The sequence below is a fragment of the Caballeronia zhejiangensis genome (genome assembly GCF_000698575.1).
GTDB classification, from domain to species: Bacteria; Pseudomonadota; Gammaproteobacteria; order Burkholderiales; family Burkholderiaceae; genus Caballeronia; species Caballeronia zhejiangensis.
This window is the reverse complement of the sequence record NZ_JFHD01000003.1, coordinates 191,965-218,094: the sequence shown is the minus strand read 5'-3', so window position 1 is coordinate 218,094 and position 26,130 is coordinate 191,965. Positions and strand designations below refer to the sequence as shown.

Annotated in this window: 26 protein-coding genes; 13 read left to right on the top strand and 13 right to left on the bottom strand. The window is 62.7% G+C overall.

Going from position 1 to position 26,130, the window contains the following annotated elements; all coding sequences use genetic code 11:
- Positions 1-369: 369 nt before the first annotated feature.
- Positions 370-1,299: a response regulator gene (locus tag BG60_RS06940; protein ID WP_250488313.1), complete on the top strand. Its 930-nt coding sequence runs from the start codon at positions 370-372 to the stop codon at positions 1,297-1,299.
- A 21-nt stretch (positions 1,300-1,320) separates the two neighbouring features.
- Here BG60_RS06940 and BG60_RS06935 read toward each other — a convergent pair whose 3' ends face one another.
- A complete protein-coding gene (locus BG60_RS06935) occupies positions 1,321-5,391 on the bottom strand; it encodes a response regulator (protein ID WP_235366223.1) in 4,071 nt (1,356 codons plus the stop codon).
- A gap of 351 nt (positions 5,392-5,742) precedes the next feature.
- Between BG60_RS06935 and BG60_RS06930 the strand changes: the two genes are divergently transcribed.
- The gene (locus BG60_RS06930; RefSeq protein WP_235366224.1) at positions 5,743-5,916 is read left to right on the top strand and encodes a DUF3563 family protein; all 174 of its coding nucleotides are present in this window, start codon (positions 5,743-5,745) and stop codon (positions 5,914-5,916) included.
- A 25-nt stretch (positions 5,917-5,941) separates the two neighbouring features.
- Positions 5,942-6,766 (top strand): alpha/beta fold hydrolase, encoded by an 825-nt coding sequence (locus tag BG60_RS06925; protein WP_081851823.1) that lies wholly within the window; start codon positions 5,942-5,944, stop codon positions 6,764-6,766.
- Here the strand turns inward: BG60_RS06925 and BG60_RS06920 are convergent, their stop codons facing one another.
- Both BG60_RS06920 and BG60_RS06915 read right to left on the bottom strand, forming a co-directional pair.
- A complete protein-coding gene (locus BG60_RS06920; protein ID WP_008347981.1) occupies positions 6,767-7,414 on the bottom strand; it encodes a VC0807 family protein in 648 nt (215 codons plus the stop codon).
- Positions 7,415-7,562: 148 nt separating this feature from the next.
- Positions 7,563-7,874 carry a hypothetical protein gene (locus tag BG60_RS06915; RefSeq protein ID WP_008347982.1) on the bottom strand — a complete coding sequence of 104 codons (312 nt, stop codon included), beginning with the start codon at positions 7,872-7,874 and terminating at the stop codon, positions 7,563-7,565.
- A 222-nt stretch (positions 7,875-8,096) separates the two neighbouring features.
- Between BG60_RS06915 and BG60_RS06910 the strand changes: the two genes are divergently transcribed.
- Positions 8,097-8,318 carry an HP1242/YdcH family protein gene (locus BG60_RS06910; RefSeq protein WP_008347983.1) on the top strand — a complete coding sequence of 74 codons (222 nt, stop codon included), beginning with the start codon at positions 8,097-8,099 and terminating at the stop codon, positions 8,316-8,318.
- A 52-nt stretch (positions 8,319-8,370) separates the two neighbouring features.
- Complete coding sequence (gene ppk2 / locus BG60_RS06905; RefSeq protein ID WP_008347984.1) at positions 8,371-9,462, top strand: polyphosphate kinase 2; 1,092 nt, start codon at positions 8,371-8,373, stop codon at positions 9,460-9,462.
- Here the strand turns inward: ppk2 and BG60_RS06900 are convergent.
- Complete coding sequence (locus tag BG60_RS06900) at positions 9,459-10,349, bottom strand: LysR substrate-binding domain-containing protein (protein ID WP_008347985.1); 891 nt, start codon at positions 10,347-10,349, stop codon at positions 9,459-9,461. The two genes, ppk2 and BG60_RS06900, sit on opposite strands and share 4 nt — an antisense overlap.
- 82 nt (positions 10,350-10,431) lie before the next feature.
- Between BG60_RS06900 and BG60_RS06895 the strand changes: the two genes are divergently transcribed.
- A complete protein-coding gene (locus tag BG60_RS06895) occupies positions 10,432-11,199 on the top strand; it encodes a sulfite exporter TauE/SafE family protein (RefSeq protein ID WP_008347988.1) in 768 nt (255 codons plus the stop codon).
- A gap of 223 nt (positions 11,200-11,422) precedes the next feature.
- On the opposite strand, the gene BG60_RS06890 is transcribed toward BG60_RS06895, so the two are convergent.
- Positions 11,423-11,773, bottom strand: coding sequence for a hypothetical protein (locus BG60_RS06890; protein WP_235366225.1), 351 nt, complete (start codon positions 11,771-11,773; stop codon positions 11,423-11,425).
- Between the two features lie 30 nt (positions 11,774-11,803).
- Between BG60_RS06890 and BG60_RS39495 the strand changes: the two genes are divergently transcribed.
- Positions 11,804-12,073: a hypothetical protein gene (locus BG60_RS39495; RefSeq protein WP_235366226.1), complete on the top strand. Its 270-nt coding sequence runs from the start codon at positions 11,804-11,806 to the stop codon at positions 12,071-12,073.
- A 69-nt stretch (positions 12,074-12,142) separates the two neighbouring features.
- Here BG60_RS39495 and BG60_RS06885 read toward each other — a convergent pair whose 3' ends face one another.
- Positions 12,143-12,346: a cold-shock protein gene (locus BG60_RS06885; RefSeq protein ID WP_008347993.1), complete on the bottom strand. Its 204-nt coding sequence runs from the start codon at positions 12,344-12,346 to the stop codon at positions 12,143-12,145.
- Between the two features lie 242 nt (positions 12,347-12,588).
- Here BG60_RS06885 and BG60_RS06880 point away from each other — a divergent pair, with 242 nt between their 5' ends.
- The gene (locus BG60_RS06880; RefSeq protein WP_008347995.1) at positions 12,589-13,377 is read left to right on the top strand and encodes an aldolase; all 789 of its coding nucleotides are present in this window, start codon (positions 12,589-12,591) and stop codon (positions 13,375-13,377) included.
- A 109-nt stretch (positions 13,378-13,486) separates the two neighbouring features.
- On the opposite strand, the gene BG60_RS06875 is transcribed toward BG60_RS06880, so the two are convergent.
- Positions 13,487-14,113, bottom strand: coding sequence for a DUF1349 domain-containing protein (locus BG60_RS06875; protein WP_241484850.1), 627 nt, complete (start codon positions 14,111-14,113; stop codon positions 13,487-13,489).
- Positions 14,114-14,242: 129 nt separating this feature from the next.
- Between BG60_RS06875 and BG60_RS06870 the strand changes: the two genes are divergently transcribed.
- Positions 14,243-15,655 carry an HdeD family acid-resistance protein gene (locus tag BG60_RS06870; RefSeq protein ID WP_008347998.1) on the top strand — a complete coding sequence of 471 codons (1,413 nt, stop codon included), beginning with the start codon at positions 14,243-14,245 and terminating at the stop codon, positions 15,653-15,655.
- A 17-nt stretch (positions 15,656-15,672) separates the two neighbouring features.
- Here the strand turns inward: BG60_RS06870 and BG60_RS06865 are convergent, their stop codons facing one another.
- Together BG60_RS06865 and BG60_RS06860 are read right to left on the bottom strand one after the other, a co-directional pair.
- Entirely contained in the window at positions 15,673-15,930 is a 258-nt protein-coding gene (locus BG60_RS06865; protein WP_033536198.1) for a hypothetical protein, read from the bottom strand.
- Positions 15,931-15,968: 38 nt separating this feature from the next.
- On the bottom strand, positions 15,969-16,421 hold the full coding sequence (locus BG60_RS06860) for a Rossmann-fold NAD(P)-binding domain-containing protein (RefSeq protein ID WP_008348002.1): 453 nt from the start codon (positions 16,419-16,421) through the stop codon (positions 15,969-15,971).
- A gap of 42 nt (positions 16,422-16,463) precedes the next feature.
- Between BG60_RS06860 and BG60_RS06855 the strand changes: the two genes are divergently transcribed.
- Positions 16,464-16,784 carry a hypothetical protein gene (locus BG60_RS06855; RefSeq protein ID WP_008348003.1) on the top strand — a complete coding sequence of 107 codons (321 nt, stop codon included), beginning with the start codon at positions 16,464-16,466 and terminating at the stop codon, positions 16,782-16,784.
- Between the two features lie 13 nt (positions 16,785-16,797).
- Here BG60_RS06855 and BG60_RS06850 read toward each other — a convergent pair whose 3' ends face one another.
- Together BG60_RS06850 and BG60_RS06845 are read right to left on the bottom strand one after the other, a co-directional pair.
- Complete coding sequence (locus BG60_RS06850; RefSeq protein WP_008348005.1) at positions 16,798-17,880, bottom strand: glycosyltransferase family 2 protein; 1,083 nt, start codon at positions 17,878-17,880, stop codon at positions 16,798-16,800.
- 671 nt (positions 17,881-18,551) lie between these two features.
- Entirely contained in the window at positions 18,552-19,604 is a 1,053-nt protein-coding gene (locus BG60_RS06845; protein WP_034470955.1) for a LacI family DNA-binding transcriptional regulator, read from the bottom strand.
- Positions 19,605-19,750: 146 nt separating this feature from the next.
- Between BG60_RS06845 and BG60_RS06840 the strand changes: the two genes are divergently transcribed.
- Positions 19,751-20,830 (top strand): fatty acid desaturase family protein, encoded by a 1,080-nt coding sequence (locus BG60_RS06840; protein ID WP_033536199.1) that lies wholly within the window; start codon positions 19,751-19,753, stop codon positions 20,828-20,830.
- A gap of 17 nt (positions 20,831-20,847) precedes the next feature.
- Entirely contained in the window at positions 20,848-21,156 is a 309-nt protein-coding gene (locus BG60_RS06835; RefSeq protein ID WP_008348011.1) for a non-heme iron oxygenase ferredoxin subunit, read from the top strand.
- A gap of 83 nt (positions 21,157-21,239) precedes the next feature.
- Here BG60_RS06835 and BG60_RS06830 read toward each other — a convergent pair whose 3' ends face one another.
- The gene (locus BG60_RS06830) at positions 21,240-23,195 is read right to left on the bottom strand and encodes a methyl-accepting chemotaxis protein (protein ID WP_034470952.1); all 1,956 of its coding nucleotides are present in this window, start codon (positions 23,193-23,195) and stop codon (positions 21,240-21,242) included.
- Between the two features lie 401 nt (positions 23,196-23,596).
- On the opposite strand from BG60_RS06830, the gene BG60_RS06825 reads away from it, so the two are divergent.
- A complete protein-coding gene (locus BG60_RS06825; RefSeq protein ID WP_008348015.1) occupies positions 23,597-24,886 on the top strand; it encodes an MFS transporter in 1,290 nt (429 codons plus the stop codon).
- Positions 24,887-24,961: 75 nt separating this feature from the next.
- Here the strand turns inward: BG60_RS06825 and BG60_RS06820 are convergent, their stop codons facing one another.
- Complete coding sequence (locus tag BG60_RS06820) at positions 24,962-25,951, bottom strand: LacI family DNA-binding transcriptional regulator (RefSeq protein WP_008348017.1); 990 nt, start codon at positions 25,949-25,951, stop codon at positions 24,962-24,964.
- Positions 25,952-26,130: the final 179 nt, after the last annotated feature.

Below are 26,130 nucleotides of genomic sequence, written 5' to 3'. Positions count from 1 at the left end.
AGATATTGCGGCAAGTATGCGCCCTGAGGTCGCAATGTAAAAAGCCTCGCAAACGATAAGCCGTTTTTGAATGTTTACATTGATCGGCGGATTCGATTAAAAACGTCATAGCATTTTTTGCGGGACGCCCGTGCGAAAACCTGCGGAACGAACGTGCTTTATCCGGCCGTGCCCTAAATGACACGGACGGGCGCGCACGGAGCGCTCGGAACAAGTTACTTATTCACTTATGAATATGTCCATGCACGAAAGTATTTGCGGAACAGAAATCTGCGAGCACTGAAATATCAGATAATTAATACCTCCACGCATATCAATTTGCGGCGCACGCATTGCGGGCGTAGAGTTCATAAAGGTGCATCTCGTCTGATGAATGACCGTTCGAATATGGATAAAGCAGAGAACTCCACCTCAACGTACCAGCCGCGTTTGCTTCTCGTCGACGACGACCCGGCGATGATTCGCATCATCGGGGACATGCTCGCGGAGTTCCCCAACCAGCGCTTTGCCACCACTGGCGAAGCGGCACTCGCGCTGGCGCGCGAGTCGACGCCGGATCTGATCCTTCTCGACGCCAATCTGCCCAACATGACGGGCTTCGATGTCTGCGAAATCCTCAAGCGCGATGCGAAGCTCGCGCGCGTGCCGGTGATATTCGTCACCAGTCACGACGCGCCCGCGCTCGAAGTCGACGCCTTCAACATCGGCGCGGCGGATTACGTCATCAAACCGCTGGTCGCGCCGCGCCTGCAGGCACGTGTGCGGGCACAGCTTCGTCTGCGGCATCGCGTGATGGAGGCGCAGGCGCGTCGGCACGAGCAGGGTAAAGCGGCGGCGTCGAAACCTACGGGCGTGCGCGTGCTCGGCATCCTCGGGGACGACACGATCGAGGCGCATCGGCATGCGCTCGAAGGCATCGGCGCACTCGATCTCGCGAAGGATTGCAATGCCGCGCTAGGTCTTGCGCAAAGCAAGGAGCCGGATGCGATCGTGCTGGATGCGCGTTGTTGCGATAACCCTTGCGCGGCGGTGCGCGCATTGTTGTCGGAACTGGCCCACGTACCGATCGTCGTGCTGGCCGATGCGCGCGATGTCGAAACGGAGCAATGCACGCTCGATGCGGGCGCGGCGGATGTCATTGCAAAGCCGGCCAGGTCCGCCGTGTTGCAGGCGCGCGTGCAGGGCGCGCTGGCTTCTGCGCGCAAGGCGCGGGAAGAATTGCGCGCGATGCTGGACTCGGCATGCGGCGCGAACGTCCATCCGTTTCCGGTGTATGTTCGCGATGCAAATGGCCGCTAACGTCTAGCGTTCTCGTTCGGCTCAAACCTGTTCGAGCATATCGCGCGCGATCTCCGATGCGCGCGCGAATTCGAGTGCGCGCACGCACGCGAGAAACTGCTCGAAGTGCTCGCGATACGCGCTCGGCGCATAAGGCGACAAGTTCTCGGATAGCGCGATCGCCTGCAGATTCGATGCATCGAGCAATTCGACGATAGCAGTGAGGCGTGCGCGCCAGTCGTAGTCTTGCAGCGGTGAAACGTTGGAAGTGTTCCGTGCAGGCGATCGGGGCCGACCGAATTCATCGACGAGTTGCGCCACGCTCGATGCAAGCAACTGCTGCATGCGCGGCAACGCCACGCGCGCAGCTTCCAGAAGATGCGCGTCCTTCTCGAGCGTGCTCGCGAGCCGCGCGAGCGCAGCAGCGCCGATCGTGGCCGCGCTGCCTTTGATCGCATGCAGCATCGCCGCGGCGCCGCGCACGTCGTGCGCCGCGAGCGCCGAGGCGAGCATCGCGAGTTGCTTGCCAGTCTGCGCGTCGAGGCCGTCGATCGCCTTGCGGATCAGATCGACGTTGCCGCCGAAACGCGCGACGATCGAATCACGCGGCTCGATGATAGATTCGATATCGGCATTCGCGTGATGTGCATCCGGCGCTTGCAGCGTGCGTTCGGTGTGCGCGCGCAGCACCGCGACCAGCCGCTCCACATCGATTGGCTTGCCTACATGTTCGTTCATGCCGGCCGCTATGCACGCATCGCGATCCGCGCCCGATGCATTGGCCGTCATCGCGATGACGGGCAGCGCGGCGAAGCGGCCGTCCGCGCGAATGAGGCGTGTCGCTTCGAGTCCATCGAGATCGGGCATCTGCACGTCCATGAGCACCGCGTCGAAGCAGGCGTTTGCTGCGATGACCCGATCGACGCCTTCACGGCCGCTTTGCGCAAGCGTGACGGATGCGCCTTCAGCGAGCAGCACGCCTTCGGCAACCTGGCGGTTGAGCGCATTGTCTTCGACGACGAGCAACGCGAGTCCCGCAAGGCGGCGCGCTTTCATTGTCGGCAGCGGCGTGACGGGCCGCGTCGTTTCGGTGTCGCGAGGCAGCGCGGCACGGATTGCCGCCGCGAGTTGCTTCGGCGTCACGGGCTTCGTCAGGAAGCCGGCGAAAGGCGCGTCGCCGCCTTCCTGCGACTCCTTCAACACCTCGCGGCCGAATGCCGTGACGAGCAGCACGAGAGGCGGCGCAGCGCGGCCTTTCATCGCGTGAATCTGCCTGGCGGCGTTGAGCCCGTCGAGTTCCGGCATGCGCCAGTCGAGGAGGGCGATGTCGTAGGGCGCATCGTTCAGCGCAGCTTCGCCGATGCGTTCGACCGCTTCGCGTCCGCTCGTCACGATGTCCGCGCGCCAGCCGAGCGAGCGCACCGTGCGCGCCATGATCTCGCCTGCGATCGCGTTGTCATCGGCGATGAGAATGCGCGCGCCATGTTCGAGGTTCGCGCTTTCGTCATGCGTCAACGCGCTCGCCGTTTCGACGCCAAGCGTGATGTCGAACCAGAAGCGGCTGCCTTCGCCCACACGGCTTTCGACTTCGAGCTGCCCGCCCATCATCGCGACAAGCCGCTTGCTGATGACGAGCCCAAGGCCCGAGCCGCCGTAACGGCGCGAAGTCGATGCCTCCGCCTGCGTGAAGCCCTCAAAGATGCGTTCGAGCTGTGCCTCGCTGATGCCGATGCCGCTATCGCTGACCGTGATACGCAAGCGCACCGCATCGCCGGATGCATCGGGCGAATCGTCGAGCCGATGCACGCTCACGACGATCTGCCCCGCCGACGTGAACTTGAGCGCATTGCCCGCGAGATTGATCAGCACTTGCTGAAGGCGGAAGCTATCGCCGACGAGCACAGTCGGCACGGACGGATCGAGATCGAACAGCACTTCGACATCCTTCGCGCCCTGGTTGCCCGAGAGCACGATGCCGAGCTCTTCCATCAGTTTTTCCGGCTCGAACGGATGGCTGTCGAGCTGCAGCTTGCCCGCTTCGATCTTCGAATAATCGAGAATATCGTTGAGCAAATTCAGCAACGATCTGGCCGCGGTTTCCGCCTTGCTCACATAGTCCTGCTGGCGCGCATTGAGCGCCGTCAGCTGCACGAGATGCAACATGCCGAGCACCGCGTTCATCGGAGTGCGGATTTCGTGGCTCATGTTCGCGAGGAACGAAGACTTCGCCGCGCTCGCGGCATCCGCCTGCTCCTTCGCATTGCGCAGATGGAACTCCAGTTCGTACTGGTCGGTGACGTCGTAGTTCACGCCGGTCATCACGACGGGCGTGCCATTCGCGTTGCGCTGCGTGCGCAGCCCGCTCTGGATGCGCCGCGTCGTCCCGTCTGGCAGGACGATCCGGAACGGCTGCAAGGTCTCGATCTCTCCTGCAGCGGCCGCGCGCAGGTTCGCCATGATCGCGTCGTGATCCTCGGGATGTATGCGCAGGCGCCAGTGCTCGAAGTGCAGCCCGTTATCGAGCATCTCCGGCGGATAGTGATAAATCTCGAACATGCGCGCGTTCCAGTGCAGCTTGTCCGTCACCAGATCCCACGACCAGATGCCCAGTTCGGCAATGTCGGCAGCCAGAAGCAACTGGTCGCGCGCGTGCGCCAGTTCGCTGCGTTCCTTCCGCTGCCTGGAGATATCCGTAATTACAGATACAAAATGCAAAGCGCCATCGAGACGCATCGCGCCCGTCGATACATGCGCAGGAAACGACGTGCCGTCCTTGCGCTGTCCGGCGAGTTCGCAGTCGGCCGTCGCGACGCCGCTTTCCCCCTTGAATTGCATTATGTATTCGTTGTACAAATCCAGATGGGGCGGCGGCACCAGCATCCGGATGTTTTGCCCGATGACTTCGCTCGCCTTATAGCCGAATACCTTTTCGCCGGCCGAATTGAAGGAGCGGACCGCGCCGCGCTCGTCCACGGTGATGATCGGGCTGATCGCGGTGTCGAGGACGGTTTGAGTCGTCGCGAGGCTTCGAGCGAGCGCCTGCTCGATGTGGGTGCGCGCCGTGACCTGACGCACGAGCCGTGCGCCGAACATCGCGATGACGAGCGCGAGCACGGTCGTGACGGAGGCGTGCCAGAGCGTGTCGCGCCACCACGGGCCGAGGATTTCATCTTCCGAAAGTGCTGCGGCGACGAAGAGCGGATAGTCCTGCAATTCCCGCAGGCTGTTCAGACGCGTGACGTGATCCTGCGACGATTTAGTCGTGAACACGCCCGAGCGGCCGTCCAGATGCGAGCGATAAAGCGCCGTGTCGCTCACGTTCTTGCCGACGAAACGATCCTCGAAAGGGCGGCGCACGATCATCGTGCCCGAGTTCAGCACGAGAACCGCCGCGCCCGACTGGCCGAGATCGAGGCTGTCGTAGAAGCGCGAAAAGAAATCGATGTCGATGGTCGCGAGCGCGACGCCCGCGAAGCTTCCATCGGGCGCGTCGATGCGGCGCGATACCGGCACGATCCACTTTCCCGTCGAACGGCTCTTGACCGGCGGCCCGATGTGCGAGCCCTGATCGGTATGCGTGCGGTGATATTCGAAGTACTCGCGGTCCGAGTTATTGAATCGCGAGTCGAGCTTCGCCTGCGAATTGACGATCCACGCGCCGTCCTTGTCGAAGATGAAGAGCCCGTTCAATTGCGGCAACTGCTGCACGCGTGACACGAGCGAGCGGTGCAGGCGCGCGAGGTCGGCCGGCGACGTGCCGTCCTCCTCGACGCGCTCCACCATGCCGATGAGCGTCGTATCGGCTTCCTTGAACGCGTCGTTCGCGTGCTGCGCCATCGCGCGCGCGAGGTTGGACGTCGCCGTCGTCATCTCGTCGATCTGCGCGCGGCGTGCGGCGACGCTGCGCCAGAGATCGGTGCCGATGAGGAGCACGCAGACGACGCCGATGAACACCGTCATCCTGAAAGTGAGCGAGTGGCGACTGTGCAAGCCGTTTGCCTCCGAATGAGCGATTGCGGGACGCAAAGATCGAACGCTGCCGTATCTTATCGCGCCATCCGAAGCGGGCCGGTCTACGGGCAGGCGCGCCGGGCGAAGCGCCTTTCGCGGCAATCAGCCGTATTAACGGCGCGGCGGCGCGAAAGCTTGATCCCATGCGAAGGGAATATTTTCGCGGCCTTTTCCGTATCTCACGCAAGGAGTCGCTTCCGACGAGGTTCGGCGACGTGTTCGACGTCCGCCGTCTTTCCGAAGACGAAGCGTTGGCTCGCGCCCGACACCCGCGTCGGCCTGCGCGCGGCTGATTTCGCCCCGAGCCTTGACTGGCAAGGCATCGGCGAAACTGGCACGGTCGCTGCATTGCATCGACACCCGCCGCCTCAGCGACTCTCCGATTCATCCGTCTTGCACGTTCGCTCAGCCGGCATTTCATGGAAGGTCTCGTTGGTGCAAGTGGAGCGAATCATGTTGGGATACCTAATCAATGTCGGAAAGGACTTCATGCTGCCGCATCTGATCTGCTGGACCGGGATGCTGCTGGAACGTGCGGAGCATAGCCGCCGCGACGCCTATCTCGGATCGTGCGCGGATATCGGCGAGCTCGAACGCCGTATGCGCGCGTGCGACGGCGACGCCTGATCACTCACGAAAGCGAGAACGAACGATGATGGATTCGAACGACGAACACACCGCCGCAGCGGTCATCGCGCTGCACTGCTCGGGCGCGGGCGCGAATCAATGGCGCCAGCTCGGCGAAACGCTCGACGCACTCAACGCGGATCACGCGCGCTACACGTTGATGGCGCCGGAGCACTATGGTTGCGACAGCGTCGGACCGTGGAGCGGCGAGCGCGCCTTCACGCTCGCGGACGAAGCAGCCCGCACGATCGACATCATCGATCGTCAGCGCGGCAAGGTGCATCTCGTCGGACATTCGTATGGCGGCGGCGTCGCGTTGCGCGCCGCGCTGGAACGGCCGCACGGCGTCGCGAGCATCACGCTTTACGAGCCGTCGGCGTTTCATCTGCTGAAGAGCATGGGCGCGCGCGGTGCGACTGAATTCGCCGAGATTCTCGCGATCGCGGCGCGCACGGCGGAGGGCGTCGTCGCCGGCGATCTGCGCGGCGCGGCGCGTTCCTTCGTCGATTATTGGGGCGGACATGGCGCATGGTCGGCGTTGCGGCCGTCCGTACAGGCGATGCTCACGCGCTGGGTGCCGAAAGCGCCGCTCGATTTTCGCGCGCTGATTCACGAGCCGACGCCGGCGAGCGCGTATGCGAAGCTGCGCATTCCCACGCTCGTCATGCGCGGCGAGCACGCGCCCGCGCCGACGCGCCTGATCGCGGAAACCTTGCCCGATCTGATGCCGGCGGCGAAGCTGATCGTCGTGCCGGATGCGGGACACATGGGGCCGCTCACGCATGCCTGTGCGGTGAACGCGGCGATCGCGGATCACATCGCGATGGCGACGTGCGCGCCGCTGGCCTAGCTAGCCGAGCAGACCGTCGCGCGACGACGCGCTTTCTCCCTGACGCTCGATGAGCCGCGCGCGGAACCAAAACGTCCACGCGAGCAATCCGCCGTAGATCACGTAGCTCACGACCGGCGAGACAACCAGATAACGCTCGACCGGCCACGTCCACGCGAACCAGAAGCGCAGCACGGTCTCGAGCGAGAGCCCGACACCCCACACGAGCGTCATCAGCCGCAACGACATGCGCAGCGAAGCGCTCTCGCTCCAGTACGCCTCGAAACGTTTCGCACCGTCTTCCTGCTCGCGAGTGACGGTCGCGCGGGCGAGATAGAAGACGAGCGGGCGCTCGAAAAACAGCGAGATCAGAAAAACGATGCCCGTTGCGCCCGCCGCGAGCGATTCGCGCACGAGCAGGATGCGCGGGCTGCCGCCCATCGCGAGCATGACGATCGATAGCGCGATGCCGAACAGCACGAGCGCGGAAAGCGCATCCACGCGGCGCGAGCGCGCGAATTCGGCGACGCTCCACATGAGCGGCGGCGCGGCCGATGCATACAGCGCGCCGACATCGCCCCAGTAAGGCAGCGCGAGCCGGTACGCAAGCCACGGAAGCAGCAGGTTAGCGACGAGTTCGAGCACGAGACCGGGTTTGATCTTTTTCATGGACTCAGGAATGTGCGCTTTGAATGGCAATGCCTGAGCCAAGTATAAGAGATCGACAATGCGCGGCCGTGCGAACGCGCGCGCCGGTTCGCTGGGAAGGGCTCGGGCCGCTCCCGATCCAACGAGCGGCCCGACGCGCACATGGCGCCTACTTTCTCGGGGGCGCGCCCGCGGCGGCGGGCGTTCCGGGCACGGCGCCGTTTGCCGTATTGCCCGCGTTGGGGTTGTAGTTCGAGTTCGCGTTGTAGTTCGGCGTCGTCGTATTCGCGTTCGGCGTGTTCGGCGTCGCCGGCTTCAGGGGCTTCGGCTGCAGTGTCTGGTTGATGACGCCCATCTGGCCCATCTTCTTCGCGGCTTGGCTGTCCGCGCTGGCCGCCGTGGCGAAGCACAAGCCAGCAGCGCCGGCGATCAACGCAATGTGCAGGGCGCGTCCCTGCGCGCAATTGCGGCTTTTCTTCATGTCGGCCTCCTTGGCTCACGCCGGCCGCGCGGATGCCCGGCCGGCGACATCATTCTGTGCAAGGACGATACCCGGGCGAAAGAGGGTTTTGCCTAGGTGCTTGCAAATGCAATCCGCGGCGGTCTGACACAGCATCGCTTGATATTTGTCTAAGAAAAGGCCCTCTCTGGTCGGTAATATGTACTTCGAATTGCTAATTGTTTATCAACCGGAGGATCAAGCATGTTTCCCGAATATCGCGATCTCATCTCGCGCCTGAAGACCGAAGACGGCCACTTCTCGCGGCTCTTCGAGCGCCACAACGAACTCGATCATCAGATCCACAACATGGAGACCGGTGTCACGCCTGCGGATGGCTTCGCTATCGAATCGCTGAAAAAAGAAAAGCTGCTGCTGAAGGACAAGCTCTACACGGTCTTGCGAAAGGCGCACGAAGCCGCCTGAAGACAAAACGACGTGAGAGACAGAGACTCCGAGCAACAACATCGAGGAAGGAATGAAGTTGATATCGCCAGGTAACACTGCCGAATCGAGCGACGGCGGCGTCGCGGCGCGAACGAAGCCGCCGTCCATCGAACAGGAAGAAACGGGCCGCGCGGTCGAAGCGGCGCATGACCTGCTGACGAGCAGCCTGGACGACATACTGAAGCGCTTCGACGCGCGAGACGGCGCACAAGCTGAATCGCTGGTCGATACCGTCCGAACCTTGATCGGCGGTATGTCGCCGGATGAAGTATCGGCGTTGCGCGCCCATCTTTTCGATGGCGACGCGATGCTGCGGGCCGCCAACGGCACGCCTGATCCCGACGACGAACTGTCGCCGTCGTGGAGAGATGGCGGCTATCCGTATCGGAACCTGATGTCGCGGCGCGCGTATGAGAAGCAGAAGTATCGCCTTCAGGTGGAGCTGCTGAAGTTGCAGGCGTGGGTGCGCGACACGGGTCAGCGCGTCGTCATCCTCTTCGAAGGGCGCGACGCGGCGGGCAAGGGTGGCACCATCAAGCGCTTCATGGAGCATCTGAATCCGCGCGGCGCGCGCGTCGTCGCACTGGAAAAGCCGTCCGAGCGCGAGCGCGGTCAATGGTATTTCCAGCGCTATGTCGAACACTTGCCGACGGCGGGCGAAATCGTGCTCTTCGACCGCTCGTGGTACAACCGCGCGGGCGTCGAGCGCGTGATGGGCTTCTGCTCGCCGCGCGAATACGAAGACTTCATGCAGCAGGTGCCCGCGTTCGAACGGCATCTTTCGCAGAGCGGCACGCACGTCATCAAGCTGTGGTTCTCCGTGAGCCGCGCCGAGCAGCGCCGACGCTTCAAGGAGCGCGAGATTCATCCGCTGAAGCAATGGAAGCTGAGTCCGGTCGATCTCGCGTCGCTCGACAAGTGGGATGCGTACACCGACGCCAAGGAAGCCATGTTCGCGCATACCGATAGCGCGGACACGCCCTGGACCGTCGTACGCTCCGATTGCAAGAAGCGCGCGCGCCTCAACGCGATGCGCTATGTGCTGCACAAGCTGCCCTACGCGAATCGCGATCTCAAAGCGATCGGCGCGGTCGATCCGTTTATCGTCGGGCGTCCGTTCTAGCTTGCGGTTGCGCCGTCCATCAACGTTTCGGCGAGCAAACGCGCGTGCGGCGTGAGCGCGCGGAAGTCGCGGGCACACAGATGCAGACGGCGTGTCGCCCACGGCTCCGATAGCGGCACGACCGCAAGCGTCGGCCGCTCCAGCATCCGCGCCGATGCCTCGGACAGAATCGCGAGTCCGATGCCCGATTCGACGAGCATCCCGACGTTGTCGATACTGCGCATGCGGATTCGGTAGGCAATCTGGCGGCCAAGTCGCGAGGCGCGCTCCGCAAGATGCAATTCGAGCGCGGCATCCGACAGCCCGACGAATGCCTCGCCGACGATTTCCGCGAACGCCACCTCGCTTTCTCCCGCAATCCGATGCGCGCGATTCGCCACGACCACGAGTCGATCCTTCGCGAGCAGATGCGTCTCCAATTGTCCAAGATCGGTCGTGTCCGAGACGACGCCGAGATCCGCGCGCCTCTCCGCGAGCGCCTGCACGATCTCCACACTCGGGCGTTCGTCGAGATCGATCGAAAGATCGGGATAGGCGACGAGAAAACGCGAGAGTCTCGGCGGCAGGAAGGCGGCCAGCGCCGCCGTGTTGGACATCAGCCGGATGCGGCCTTTGAGGCCGGTTGCGAACGAGCGCAGCTCGCCGCGCATCTGCTCGACCTGGCCGAGAATCGCGCGCGCGTGGCGCACGAAGGCATCGCCGGCGGCGGTCGCCTGCACGCCGCGGCGGTTGCGCTCGAGCAGCGGCGCGCCAAGCGCGGCCTCCATGCCCGCGATGCGCTCGCTCGCCGAGGCCAGCGCGAGGTGCATCGCCTGAGCGCCCGCCGTGATGCTGCCGCGCTCGACCACGGTCAGGAAAAGCCGCATGTCGGTCAGATCGAAACGCATCGCGCTTCCTTCGGATTGGCCGAAGCCTCGCATTGGAAATGCCAGATTGTAAGGGGACGGCCGCGTCGCTAGCATCTGTCGCATGGAACCCTTCATTGTCGTTATCGGCGCCGGTTTTCTTGCGGGCGCGATGAATGCGCTGGCCGGCGGCGGCTCGTTCGTGAGCCTCCCCGCGATGATCGCCGCCGGCTTGCCACCGGTTCAGGCGAACGCTTCGAGCACCGTCGCGCTGTTTCCGGGCGGTGTCGTGAGCGCGTGGGCCTATCGCGATGGGCTCGGTCCGGTCGGCTCGGTGTCGATCCGCAAGATGCTCGTGACGACGCTCGCCGGCGGGCTCGTCGGCGCAGTCTTGTTGCTGTCCACGTCGTCGCGGACGTTTTCGTTCGTGCTGCCGTGGCTGCTTCTGTGCGCGAGCTTCACGCTTGCGTTCGGCCGCAAGTTGGGGGAGATGTTGCGGCGGCGCTGGCATATCGGCGCGGCGGCGGTGCTGTCGATCCAGTTCGCGCTCGGCGTGTATGGCGGGTATTTCGGCGGCGCGGTCGGCATCATGATGATGGCCGTCTGGGGCCTGCTCGATTCGCGCGACCTGAAGAGCCTTAACGCGCCGCGCACGTTGCTCGTGAGCGCGGCCAACTCGGTGGCCGTGCTGACGTTCGCGGCGGCGCAGGCAGTGCGCTGGCCGGAGACGATCGCGATGCTGCTCGCGGCGATCGCCGGCGGGTATGGCGGCGCGCAGATCGGCCGGCGCGCGCCGCCGCAGTGGGTTCGCGCGGGCACCTTGATCGTCAGCGCCGGTATCACGATTGCATTTTTCGTAAAGACCTACGGGCCGATGCTCTCGCATCGATGATCGAGTGCGTCGACGTTCAGGGAGACCGACATGATTCCCGCCTTGCTTGAGACTATCGGGGCGCTATCGCTGCTCGTAAGCATCGCGGCGAAGGTCGTCCTGCTGCACGGATCGCGCGAGGAAGACGAGCCCGAAACGCCGAAATCCGCACCGATCAGGCGCGCGCGAATCGGATGTTTTCGCTCGAGAATCCGCGACGAAACACATCGCGCCCGTATGCCGCTCAGTGCGCGTTGCGTTCGATTGGCGGCAGGCCGAGCGGCTTTCTCGCGGACTCGTAGGCACGGATGAAGCGCGGATCGTCGTCGAGTTCGCGCGCCATCCACTTGGACAGATCCGCGCCGCAAGCCGGGTCGGCGATGTCGCGGAAGCACGGCGAATTCGCCGGCATCATGCTGGCGGCCCAGTAGAAGCCGAAGAGCGCCTGCTTTTCAGCTGGGTCCATGGCGATGGCCTGGGGATCGGCGCCCGAAAGCCAGCGATCGAGCCTGGCAGACAAGGACGCTTCGGTTTCGCGGCTATCGTAGGAAAACACGTAACCGCCGCCCGCCTGCGCGGTGCGAAAGTCGTTCATCACAACCTCCGAGACGAAACGCGCGGCATTTTGATTCGCCGCGAACGATTGCGCGCGCGCATCGCAAGTCAGGAACCAAACGAAGACGAGCAATGCTTTTGTTTTGTGCCGAACCAGCGGACGGCATTTTTTCCGATTGCTTGCCGAGTTCACGTGAATCAGAGGAAAGAATTTCGCATTACCGTCAATGAGAACGGCGCTGCAAATACAGTATTTATTCTACTGATTTATTCAAAGGACATGCGCGCCGAGGTCAGTTTGCGCTGGCGCGAAAATCCCGACCATCCGGTAGATAAATAATCTCCGCGTGCACCAATGCAAAAACGGCCCATACGGGCCGTTTCGTGCCTGAGGCGCCAGCGTTGAAACTTACAGCGGCTGGATCGTCGAAGCTTGCTTGCCCTTCGGGCCTTGCTTGACTTCGAAGCTCACCTTTTGATTCTCCTGGAGAGACTTGAAACCCTTGGACTGGATTTCGGAGAAATGTGCAAACAAGTCTTCACCGCCGTCGTCCGGCGTGATGAAGCCAAAACCCTTTGCATCGTTGAACCACTTCACAGTACCTGTTGCCATTTTTCCAAACCCTATTGAGACGAATTACGTTGAAGATGCGCTTCGAATTTCGAGCGGCATAGAGTTTTACCATGCCACAAGTCGGAGTTCAAATAAGCGTTTCTGCTAAGAGACATGACATACACGCGTCATACTCCGCGCTCAGGCGCCGGTCGCGCTGATTTTTTTTGTCGGACATAATGCGCGCGTCCTTTCGATTATCCTCGCCTTCACGGTCACGCAAACGACAAAGGCAAGCTCATATGGCACATACGCTTTCCAGCGGCGCACCGCGCGCCGCGTCCGCTTCCGCACGGCTCGACGCGCCCGGGATCGCCGAAGCGCGCCGGCAGCTTGCAGCCTGCTTCCGGCTGGCGGCGCTGAACGGGTTCGAAGAGGGCGTCTGCAATCATTTTTCCGCGATGGTTCCAGGGCATGACGATCTGTTCTTCGTGAACCCCTACGGCTATGCGTTCGGCGAGATCACGGCGTCGCGTCTGCTGATCTGCGATTTCGACGGCAATGTAATCGACGGCGAAGGCGAGCCCGAAGCGACCGCATTCTACATTCACGCACGCGTGCACAAGCTGATGCCGCGCGTGAAGGCGGCTTTTCATACGCATATGCCGAACGCGACCGCACTGTGCCTGCTCGACGGCCCGCCGCTTCTGTGGCTCGGGCAGACGTCGCTGAAGTTCTACGGCCGCACGGCGGTCGACGAGGACTACAACGGTCTCGCACTCGACAACGCGGAAGGCGATCGCATCGCGCGCACGATGGGCGACGCCGATATCCTGTTCCTCAAGAATCACGGCGTGATGGTTGCAGGCGCAACTATCGCGGAGGCTTGGGACGATCTCTACTATCTGGAGCGCGCGGCCGAAGTGCAATTGCGCGCGATGAGCGCGAACCGGCCGCTCAAGCCGGTGCCGCACGAGATCGCGCAGCGCACGTACGAACAGATGCGCGCGGGCGATGCCGAAAGCGCGCGGGCGCATCTCGCGAGTGGCATGCGCCAGTTGCGCGCGCGAGGCATCGATTTCGAGGCGTGATGACTCCTTCGCGTCGAAGCGCCTGAACCAGCCGCGTTTGCCCATGTCGGTCTGCTGCAGGAATCGCGGCCTGGCCCTGCAAATGAGTGTTTTTGCGAGCCGGTGTGCCTTACATCGAGATGTCGTGCAGGTCTTTCACGATGGGCGGCCCGATCGTGAAGTCTGAGAAATGGACCGTGAGACCGCCGCGCTCGGGCGTGCAACACATCGGGCCGACGAGCCATCGTGCGTTCGCGCTGCTCGATGAGAAAGGCGCGAGACGCATGAGCGTCCAGTTGCGTTCATCGGCGCTGCATTGCACTTTCAGCACGCCTTGCGCGATCGTCACGCGAAGCCGGAAGCGGTTTGCGCCGGCACGCGAGCCGAGCGACCAGTCCGAGAGGTCGTTCGTGAGTACGGTGCTGAACGTGAGCGCGCCGTCGTTGTATTCGGCGCCGGCCTTGATCCAGCGCCCGGGGCTTTCGCGGATCATCAGGCCCGCCTGATCGTATAGCGCGGAGAAATCGCCAGCGACGGCGACTTCCGCCGTAAAGTCGCCTTCCACGCTCGCCGCGAAAATATGGCCGTTGTCGCGCACGAAGCCGTAATGCGTCTTGCGCCAGAAGTCGGTGTTCGTGTCGGTCGTGACGATGAGCGTGTCGTTGTCGACGCGCCATTGCGCGGGCTCGTTGATCCATCGGCATTGCTCGAACATGGCGTCTGGCGTCGCGTGAAGATGGCAGCGCAAGTATTTCACGGCGCGCAAGCCGTCATGCTGCCGCGCGTGACGCAGTGCAGGGCAACGAACGGTCGTAGGAAAACGGTTTTCTGTGTCGAGTGCATTAACATACGAACACTTACCGTCACGCTTTGAATCGAGAGAACGATGGTCAAGCTGATGATGATTCTGCTGGGCGTCGACTATTTGCGCAATCGTTGGCGCAGCCTGACGGTCACGGGCTGGTTGCTTCTGGCCGTCGGCATCGGCGTCTTCATCGATGCCCTCGACGGCGCGCTCGGCTTTCCGGTCGCGTTCGTCGGCTGGCTGCTGCTGATCGAGGGCGCGCTGACATTGTCCGTCGCGTGGGCGGGCGTCGGCGGACAGCGCAGACTGCGCTATGCGAAGGGCATTGCATTCGTTCTTACTGCCGCGTTGATCTTCGAAGGCGATCATCACGGTCACTTCATTCTTTCGATCCTGATTGGTCTCGCGTTTATCTTCGACGGCCTGTTGCAGGCGACATCGGCGCTTGTCGTGCGTTACCGGCGCTATCGTGTCGCACTCGGCTTCGCCATCTTCGAGATCGTCCTCGGCATCTTCATGATTCAACCGTATCCGACGCATTACAAAGGCACGGTGCCGTATTGCATCGGTGCGTTCTTTATCTTCGCGGGCTGGAATCTGATCATGATCGGCATGCGCGTGCGCAAGCTGACGAGCAATCCGGCCGTATGGGGCGATGCAAGCGCGGAAGCGGCGAGCGTTGCGGACAAGGCGCCCGATAACGAAGCGCGCGTCTTGCAAGCCAGCGAATGGGACGGCCCACCCGCCGATAACGAACCGGCGCTCACCGTGCATGTGTGGACGCCGGTCGGATCGTCGAAGGCCGAAACGCAATGGCACCCGATCGTCGATCGTTATATCGCCGCGGTGGATCGCAATGGCGTGATCTCGACGGGACACGCGGCGCTCGAATCGCCGGAAGGCATCTATGTGAGTCTCTATCCCGCGGTTGAAATCGACCGCTCGCCCGATGACTTCGCGCGCCTGCTGCGTGCCACGCGCGAGAACGATGTGCCCGGCGTGTTCCAGCCGAGTTATGCGATCGAATCGAAGGCATGGTGTCCATCGACCGTGCGCGTGCGTATCCGCAATTACGACCCGGCGCGGCTCGATAGTTTCTGGCGCAACTATCGCGCGGATACGACTTATAACCTCACGCACCGCAACTGTTCGAGCAGCGTGTCGCGCGCACTCGACGCCGCGCTCGAAGGGGCGGCAGGGCGCCTTTACGGTTCGCGCGCGGGTTGGGGCGCGCTCGTCAGGATGATCGTGACGCCGGAACTGTGGGTCGCGGCGCAGATACGCAAGCGCGCGGTGACGATGGCCTGGACGCCCGGCCTCACGCTCGACTATGCGCGCGCGCTCAGCATGGTTGCCGATCCGCGTCCCTATGGCTGGCTAAAGGTCGCGCGCATGGCGCTTACGAAGATGCGCAAGTCGCGGCGTGCATGGCGCGAGGAAGGTGCGCTTGCGCAGAACGGCGGATCGAATGCCGATCCGCCCGCACGCGTTTGATGCGCTGCGCCGCTACGCTATAGATCGAGGTCTTCGGCTTCCTTGCGTGCGCGGCGTTCCTCGTTCGCGCGCCGTGCGCGCAAGCGCTGACGCGATAACTGAGCGATCACTTCGCCCGTCGACGCGCCCGGCGGAATTTCATTGCGAATGACCTTCGGCACCATCGGCAATCCCATGCGTTGTCGACGCAGCGCGCGGGCGATGGCGGTGCGGCATTCCTGACCGTGACAGTCCCATTCGTCACGGATTCGCTCGCAGTAGGGACATTTTTCCATCCCTCAAGTCTACCGCGAAACAGTGGCGGCTTCGTGCGTCACACATCCCATACGCCGCTCGCCGCGGCTCGCGTGGCGTAGTCCTCGAACGAGCAGGCTTCGCGATGCAACGCGGCGCGCACGCCATCGGCGGGCTTGTCGTTGGGGCCATCCAGCACGGTCGTTAAGAGATAGAGAATCAGGTCGGTCTCGGGCTTCGGCACGCCAGCCGCGAGCAGAGCGTCGCGAAATGCATCGGGCGGCACGGGCACGAGCCGCACGTCACGTCTCGTCGCTTTCGCGATGCATGCGAGCGCTTCGGCGAAAGTGATCGCGCGACGTCCGGTGAGTTCGTAACGCCGCTTTTCGTGGCCTGGCTGCGTGAGTGCGGCGACGGCTGCATCGGCGATATCTTCCGCATCGACGAAAGGCTCTTTGATATCGGCGACGGGCAGCGCGAGCGTGCCCTCACGGATCGGATCCAGCAGAAAGCTCTCGCTGAAGTTCTGCATGAACCAACTGCAACGCAGGATGGTCCAGCTCGCCCCGGAGCGTTGCAGCGCTTCTTCCGCCGCCTGCGCTTCTTCTTCGCCACGTCCCGACAACAGCACGATGCGTTCGGCGCCGCTCGACAACGACGCGTCGAAGAATACATCGAGATCGCGGAGAGCCGCGCGTGCGGCGCATTGCTGGCGTCGGCGATCCGGCGCGTGATGCCGCGTGCGGACAGCAAGCGCGTCAATGCGCTCGCGTTCCTGATCTGGCAGCTAGGCGAAGAAACAATGCGCCTCGCCGTCGCGCACAAGCGCGGTGAGGGCGCATTGCTCGTCGATGCCTATAAGCGAATGAGCTTGCGCGCCATCGAAGAGGCGTGAAAGGGGGGCCGCGTCATCCGCTCAACTGATTGGACGTGCTCGGCCGCCGCGCCCGCTGATGATGATCGAGGCTGCGGCGCAACACCTTTTTCACGAGGCCCTTGAGGAAGTGGATCGAGCGGTCCGCGCGTACGTTCAGATCGAACGGCTTCAGTTCGACAACCTGACGCTTGCCGCCTTCGGTGAGTTTCTCGCGCATCTTCCGATGATCGACGGCCATGGCCGTGAGCGTCTCGGACGCCTGCTTGAACGAAGCGCGATCGACGCGCGCGCAAACGTGGCACGCACGCTGAAAGAGCTTGTCGAAGACGGTGAGCCAGAAATCGTCCATGTCACTGCCGTCGCAACGTGCGAGCGCTTCCTGCCCTGTGAGGCGCAGATTGTGCATGTCGCGCAGCTTGGCTGTCTGCGTGATGCTGCCGAAGCGCCGCCGATAGCCGATCAGCGGCGCGGGAATCCGATAGATGCTTTTTGCGCGCAGATAAGTCGAGGGCACGAGGGCCATGTCTTCGTAGTTTCGTCCTTCGGGAAAGGGCGCTGCGTCGAACAGGTCGGTGCGATAGACGCGCGCCCACGCAAAGGTATGGAATCGATCGGCAAACTGCTGCAGCGCCGCGCGATCCATCGGATGACCGCCGCTCGTCGCATGGTCGACGAGTTCGATGTTATCGAGCTCGCGGTCGTCGTCATCGATGATCTTGACGTTGTACTCCACCACATCCCACTTGCGCTCGGCGAGCACCGGGATCATCGCTTCGGTGAAGCCCTTCAGATAGATATCGTCGCCGTCCAGGAAGCCGACATAAGGCGTTCGCACCGCCGCGAGGCCGGTATTGCGCGCGGCGCTCAGGCCGCGATTTTCCTGGTGTATCAATTCGATGTGCACGCCGCGATCGCGCTCCACGACCGAGCGCGCTGCCGCATAGGTCTCATCGCGAGAACCGTCATCGACCACGATGATCTTCATCGCGTCGATATGAGGTTGGGACAGCAGGGATTCGAGCGCTTCCTCGATGTATCCCTCGATGTTATAAGCCGCCACGACGATGCTGAGCAGCGGACTGGTGTCTCGCAAGGAGTCACTCTCAAACGGCATGGATGACGCTCTCCGTCGATTGATTGGGCTCTGTCTCTCCGCACGCACCATGCGAAGAGCCGTTGTCGATGTCCCGCCGTGCCGCCGCGCGCAAACGCGCATCACCTTGTGATTGATTGCGGCACGACCGGACATGCAGCTGGTCTGATGGATGAGGCTGGCTCGATCACCGTACAAGACGGGAAGCTCTGGCAGCGCATTATTGTTGGAGCATGTCACGTCATATGGCGGGCCCCGGACACCCCGGCCTGACGTGCATGTCGATGGAACAATCGTTAATAGAGCCGTTTTTGCCGGGCGGGTTCCCCGAGCAACTGCATGCTAGTCCTTCAAAGCAACGAAGCGATGACACTCGCCTCTTTCAGCGTGCAGGCAAATGCAGTCCACCGGGACATACTAGTGGAAAAACGGCCGCGTGAAGCTGGGATTTCATCGCCGCCGCCTCATATCGGCGACGCAGGATGGCTCGCAAACGTTATCGTCCTGAGTCGATGGTCGCAGTTCGGTGCGCTCGGCCACATGCCCGAGCATCTTCAGCATTCAGTCGTGACAAACGGTTTCTGCGTGCAAGCGACTGTAGCAATGCCCTGCATATTTTTCTCATGACTTTGGCGTCATGAGGTCGAAGAAGAAAAAAATACGCATTCGGTTGAAGCGGCACGCTATCAAGCTCAGACGTTCTCCGGCGTATAAAGCTGCGCCGGCAGCGGATACTGGCTGGCCTGCGCTGCTTCGCCCGGCAGCGCTTGCAACGCGCGCAGCATTGCCTGAATGGCCGTCTCGGCGATGCGTTGAAGCGGCGTGTCGATCACGAGATCGATGACGCCTTCGACGAGCGCCCCGTACCGGTCGGGCATCAGGTCGCTGCACACGGTGACGATGCGTCGTCCCGCGGCCTCTTCGCGCAGCGCGCGTATCACGCCGCCCACGCCGCCGCCGGGGATATAGAGGCCGGCGAGATCGGCATGACGGGCGAGCATCGCGAGCGTCGCCTCGTAAGCGAGTTGCTTGTCTTCGAGATTGATCTGCGTATCGAGCACGCGCAATCCGGGCGCATGTTCGCGCAAGTACGAGCGAAAGCTGATCTCGCAGCTTTCCTGACCGAGATAACGCGGCGTGCCGACGAACACGCCAACAGTGCCTTCGTCGCGACGCGTGAGGCGGCTCACGGCCCACGCGGCCGTGCGTCCGCTCTTGCGCGGATCGACGCCGATATAACCCGCGCGTAAGGGCGCACTCAGATCCGATAGCAACGTGACCGTCGGCTTGCCCTGCCCGTGAAGCGTTTCGATTGCGGCGGTCACATGCGGATGGTCCACTGCGACCACGCCGAGCGCATCCACCTGCTCGCCGAGCGTAAGCAGCGTGCGTGCGATGGAAGCCGGATCGAGTTCATCCATGTACTCGATGACGGCGTTGCAATGCTCCGGTTCGTGGCGCGCGGCGGCATCCGTCAGAATGCGCGCGAACGTCTGATAGAAGGGATCCGCACGTTTCTGCAGACAGAAGCCGAGGGCGTAGCGTTCATGGCGCTCGCCGCGTTGCGCGCGCAGACGTTCGCGCATCAAGCCTGCGCCGTGATAGCCGATGCGCTCGGCTGCCTCGATCACGCGCAATGCAGTGCCTTCGCGCACGCTGAGACGTCCGTTGAAGACGCGATCCACTGTTGCCGGACTGACGCCGGCAGCCTCGGCCACGGATTGAAGCGTGGGAAGCTTGCTCATCTTTGATGTAATTGATGGGTTTTCAATTCGCGCGATGATGCCTAAAGATAGCAAATGCGCGTGAAGATTGCGCGGGCGATGCTTCCGCTTTTATCATCGAATCGGCAATGACGAATGATGCAAATCCAATCATCGCTTGAGGTGACATGATGGATTCCGAGCAGGCGCAAGGTGCGGCCGCGCGGGACGGCTATCGCGATTACCGGCTCATCGGCGGCGCAGGCGAGCGTGCGAAAGCGTCGGGCCTGGTCAATGCGGACTGGTACAAGTGCGCGGTGCCGCGGCCGGTCATGAAGAGCCTGATGCAGCGTGGCGATGCACGCGCCATCCGCGACACCTTGCTCTGGTATGCGTCGATCATCGCGAGCGGCGTGCTGGCGTGGTTGGCATGGCAAGCGCATTCGCTCTGGGCGATTCCCGCATTTCTTCTTTACGGCACGCTCTATTGCAGCCCCGCCGATTCGCGCTGGCACGAAAGCGGTCACGGCACCGCATTCAAGACGTCGTGGATGAACAAGGCGCTCTATCAGTTCGCGTCGTTTCAGGTGTTTCGCCGGCCGACGATCTGGCGCTGGAGTCACGCGCGTCATCACACGGATACGCTGGTCGTCGGAAGGGATCGCGAGATTGCCGTGCCGCTGCCGACGGACTGGCTGAGTCTCGCATTGAACGTCTTTGCGCTGAAGCACGCAGCGGGCGAAGTGCCGAAGATCGTTTCATCCGCGTTCGGCAATATCGGAGACGAAGAAAAGACCTACGTGCCGGAATCGGAATGGCCGAAAGTCATTCTTGAAGCGCGCGTGACGCTCGCGATCTATGCGGCGGTGATTGGCGCATGCTTCGTGTCTCATTCGATCCTTCCCCTGCTTTATATCGGCTTGCCGAGTCTGTACGGCGCGTGGCTCTATCTCTTCTTCGGCCTCACGCAGCATGCGGGCATGCCTGAGAACGTGCTCGATCATCGCAAGAACTGCCGCACGGTGATGATGAATCCCGTGTTCCGCTTTCTGTATCTGAACATGAACTATCACGTCGAACATCACATGTTCCCGATGGTGCCTTATTACGCGCTGCCGCGCCTGCACGAAGCGGTGAAGCATGACATGCCGCCGCCTTACACGAGCACGATCGCGGCATATGCAGAGATCATTCCGGCGCTCGTGCGGCAAACGCGCGATCCGTCGTATCACGTCGAAAGACCGATGCCCGCCGCGACGCAGGCATGACCAAGGAGGCCGTTCCGATGACGCAATGGATCGATGCAGCTGCGATGGACGATATCGAAGACGAAGACGTGATGCGTTTCGATCACGATGGCCGCACCTTCGCGATCTATCGTGTGAACGATGCCGTCTATGCCAGCGATGGCCTATGCACGCACGAGCACGTTCATCTGAGCGACGGATTCGTGATGGACCACGTCATCGAATGTCCGAAGCACAACGGACGCTTCGACATTCGCGACGGCCGGCCGCTGTGCGCGCCTGTTTGCGAAAAGCTGCGGACGTATCCCGCGAAAGTCGAGGATGGCCGCATCTTCATCGAGGTCTGATGCCCCGTCGACGATCGACGTCGGTATGTGGCGCGCACGACGACGCGCCACGTCCGCTTGAACCGCTATGAATGCGCGAAGGCTTAAACGCGGAACATGCTGACGACGCGCGCAAGCCGCTCGGCCTGATCGCGCAGTTCGGCGGTGGAATGCTCCGCTTCACCGACGAGCGCGGCGTTCTGTTGCGTCGCTTCGCCGATCAGCATGACCGCGCTGTTCACCTGCTCGATGCCGCTTGCCTGCTCGCGTGACGCAACGCCGATTTCATCGACGATGGCATTCACGCGCGAGACTTGCTCGACGATGCCGCCCATCGTGCTGCTCGCTTCCTCGGCGATCTTGTAGCCGTGCGAGACCTTCGCGGCCGATTCGGCGATCAGCACTTCGATCTCTTTGACTGCGCCCGCGCTGCGTTGTGCGAGCGCGCGCACTTCGGATGCGACCACCGCGAAGCCCTTGCCGTGCTCGCCCGCGCGCGCGGCTTCGACGGCAGCGTTCAACGCGAGAATGTTGGTCTGGAACGCGATGCCTTCGATCGTCGCGGTGATGTCGGCGATGCGTCGCGCCGATGCGTCGATCTCGCCCATCGTCGCGACCACGCGCCCGACTGCATGACCGCCTGCGCGCGCGGCATCGGATGCGGACGCGACGAGCGTCCCCGCCTGCGCCGTATTCGCAGCGTTCTGCTGCACGGTGCTCGTGATTTCTTCCATGCTCGCAGCGGTTTCTTCGACGCTCGCGGCCTGGGTTGCGATGCGCGTGGCGATATCGCTGCTGCCCGATGCAATGCGCGCCGTCCCTTCGTTCATGTCCGCCGATGCGCTGCGCACCTGCGCGACGATGCCCGCGAGTCCGCGCGCGATGCCGTCGATCGCACGCATCAGCCGGCCGATATCGTCCTCGCGCGCGCTGTCGATACGCACGGTCAGGTCGCCCGCGGCGATGCGTTCCGACGCGCGCGTCACGTCGTCGATGGGACGGCCCACGAGTCGCGTGACCGCATAGAGCAGCACGCCGACGAGCAGCGCCACGATGACGAGCCCGAGAACCAGGAAGCGATTGCGGCTCGCGTGAACGTCGGCGAGCACTTCGTCGCGATATGCAATGCCGCCGATCATCCATTGCCATTGCGGCACCGTCATATAGATGATTTCCTTGTTGCCGCCATGCACGCGCGAATCCGCGCCCGCGATATCGGGGCCGTCGAACGAGAGCTCGCCTTCGTGCGTGTCGAGCATCTGCTTGAAGGGCGCAACGCGCTCATCGGCCAGTTCGCCTTTCGAACCAGGATGCACGAGCAGCTTGCCGCGGTTCGGGCTAGTCGATGCATCGACGACGAAGTGATAGCCGCTCGCGCCGATCGCGAGCTTCGCGATGGTGTCCTGCAACGCTGCGAATTCGGATGTCACGTCGACGCCAACGAAAAGTGCGCCGATGATGCGTCCCGATGCATCGGTGACGGGCTTGTACGCGGTGATGTACTGCTTGCCGAAAAGCGCCGCGATGCCGATATAGGGCTTGCCTGCAAGGATCGGCGCATACGCGGGGCCCTTGCGGTCGAGCAGCGTGCCGATCGCGCGCGTGCCGTCCTGCTTCTTGAGCGACGTCGTCACGCGCACGAAATCGTCCCCGGTGCGGGCGAAGATCGTCGCGATGGCGCCGCTTTCCTCGAGGAACGCGTCGGGAATCGTGAAGTCGTTGTTCAGCGCCTTATCGCCCGCGAGGAAAGTCGGCGTGGCTTTACCGTCGATGTCCACGGTGCGGGTTTCATCGAGCGCGAACGTCGAAGGCAAACGATGCGCGAAGATCGTCATGAAGCGCGTGACTTCCGCGCTCACGGCCTTGTCGAAGAGGCCGATCATCGTCGCGATCGAGCGATTCTCGCTTTCGACGCGCGCGAGCGCATGCGTATCGACTTGCTCGCCCGCGCTGCGCGTGACGGCGATGGTGAAGAACGCGACGACGACTGCCGTGAGCGCGCAGGCGAGCACGGCGAATTTGGTCCCGACGTTGGTCCGGGCCAGAACATTACGAAACATGGGGAATCACTGGGCGATAAGAGTTGTGATGATCCTTATCGGCAGATGCTTAAGAAACTTTAATTTGCCGCAGGCATGAAAGCCGATGCGATGGCATCGCGCGCGCCGAGCGGCTCCTGTTTCCCAGGACAATTCCTAGAAAACGATTAACTTTTCGTACGCGTCGATACGGGTGCTGAAAGGGCTTCCAACTCGCCCGTCAGCAACAGTTCTGCCACAGATTAGGGCAAATACTAGGATAGCCAGTAGGCAGCAAACCCACTATTCTTCGAAAAAACGTTTTCCAAAACCTCGGCGAGCTTGCGCTTTTAACCGGCGCAAAGCCATCGCCCACGGCGCTCGTCGCCGTTCACGCAACAAGAAACGCGGCACGACGAGCGCCGCCGCGTCCGGAGACTTACATGAACACTGTCGTTGCCGGCGTCGTGCGTACCGCCAGCCGCTATCGCTGGACCGTGTGCGCGCTGCTGTTTTTCGCCACGGTCATCAACTACATGGACCGGCAGATCCTCGGTCTGCTCGCCCCCATGCTGCAGCACGACATCGGCTGGACGCAGGTGCAGTACGGCCGCATCGTGATCGCGTTCTCGGCTTTTTATGCGATCGGCCTGCTGTGTTTCGGGCGTATCGTCGACTGGCTCGGCACGCGCATCTCTTATGCGCTCGCGATGTTCGTCTGGAGCATCGCCGCGATGCTGCACGCGGCCGTCGGCTCCGTGATGGGCTTCGCCATGGTCCGCGCGCTGCTGGGCATCGGCGAGGGCGGCAACTTCCCCGCGGCCATCAAGACGACCGCCGAATGGTTCCCGCGCCGTGAGCGCGCCCTCGCGACTGGTATTTTTAATTCCGGCGCGAACATCGGCGCGGTCTTCGCACCGGCACTTATTCCCGCGCTCGCGGTGGCCTTCGGGTGGCGCGCTGCGTTCGTGATGGTCGGCGCGATCGGCCTCGTGTGGCTCGTCGTGTGGTTCGTGATGTACCGCCAGCCGGACGGCCGCGCGCACGACGACGAAATCGCCGACGAAGGCGATGACACCAACGCCGCCGACGCGGCCAACGCCAAGGCGCGCGCGCCGGGGTTCAAGGAACTCATCAGGAAGCGTGAGACGTGGGCATTCATCGTCGGCAAGTTCCTGACGGACCCGGTGTGGTGGTTCTATCTGTTCTGGCTGCCGAAGTGGCTCAACGAATCGCGCGGCATGGACATGCAGCACATCGGCTTGCCGCTCGTCGTGATCTACGCGATTACGACCATCGGCAGCATCGGCGGCGGCTGGATTTCTTCCGCGCTGCTGCGCGCGCGCTGGACCGTGAATGCGGCGCGCAAGACGGCAATGCTGATCTGCGCATGCGCCGTGTTGCCGATCGCGTTCGTTTCGCAGGCAGAAAACCTGTGGGTCGCGGTGGCCATCGTCGGTCTCGCCGCAGCGGCGCATCAGGGCTGGTCGGCGAACCTCTTCACGACGGCATCGGACTTGTTCCCGCGACGTGCGGTGGGCGCGGTGGTCGGCATCGGCGGCATGGCCGGTTCGATCGGCGGCGTGCTGTTCTCGGAAGTGATCGGCCAGGTGCTGCAACGCACGGGTCACTACTGGGTGCTGTTCGCGATCGGCGCATCGGCGTATCTCATCGCCTTCGGGATCATGCACTTGCTCACGCCGAAGATGACGCCGGCGAAGCTCGCAGCGTAATTCGTATTAGCGATTATTAGTCAAGACATGCGCCGCGCCGCCCGCACTCGCAACTTGCAGGCAGCGCGGCGTACGTCATGCAGCGGCAGCAGTCGATTCACGCACGATGAGCCGCGGCTCGAACATGGAGTTGCCCGGATCGGGATGACCGGCGAGGGCGTCGATGAGCTTCTGCATCGCGAGTTCGCCCATCTTCTCGCTCTGAATGTCGACGGTCGTGAGTCCCGGCGCGGCGTATGCGCCGTAGGGCACGTTGTCGATGCCGGTCACCGAGACGTCCTGCGGCACGCGAATGCCGAGCGAAGCGGCTTCCTTCATGAAGCCGAGCGCGATCAGGTCGTTGTAGCAGATCACCGCTTGCGGGCGCTTCGGACCGAGCATCACGCGCGAGCAAGCCTGTTCGCCGGCAAGCGACGTTGGCGCATGGGCTTCGTAGATATCGAGTTCGAGGCCCGCTTCGGCGAGACACTCGCGCGCGCCGCGAATGCGTTCATCGTTGATGCGCGCGTGCTCGAAGCCGAGATACGCGATGCGGCGATGCCCGAGATCGAGCAGATGACGCGCGAGCATGTAAGTAGCGAGGCGGCTGTTGATGCCGACGCTCGGAATCGGCAGCTCGGCGTTACGCAGCAGCACGACGGGCTTGTCGAGATCGAGCATCCACTGCGCGTTTTCGTCTGCCAGGCGCGAGCTGACGAGCAGGCCGTCCACGCGTTGCGCGAGCGCTTCGATGAGCGGCCGCTCGCGCGCCTGATTCTCGTCGATATCGACGAGCAGCAGCGTGTAGTCGTGCCGCAGCGCAATGCGGTTCGCGCCTTTCACGACATGCGTGAAGTGCGGATTGCTGATGTCGAGGATCGTGAGACCGATGGTGCGCGTCTTGCCGGTAATCATCGAGCGCGCAAGCGGGTTCGAGCGGTAGCCGAGCGAATCGATGGCTTCCTTGAGCTTGGCCTCGACCGGCGCGGAGAAGCGCTGCGCGCCATTGATGTACTTCGAGACGGTCGCGACGGAGACGCCCGCCGCAGCGGCGACGTCGCGAATGGTCGGGGAAATTTTTTTCATTCGGAGGGTAACGTTTTCGCACTGTTAACGGATTGTCGCAGAAATTCGGGAAACGATGACATCGAAACTTGCGTTTTGCATGCGGCGTTTTGCATGCCAGACGACGATTGACGGCGCGTCGCACTGATCGATATAGTCCCGAAAACGTTTTCTTCCTTATTGCTTTCAACGCATCAGTA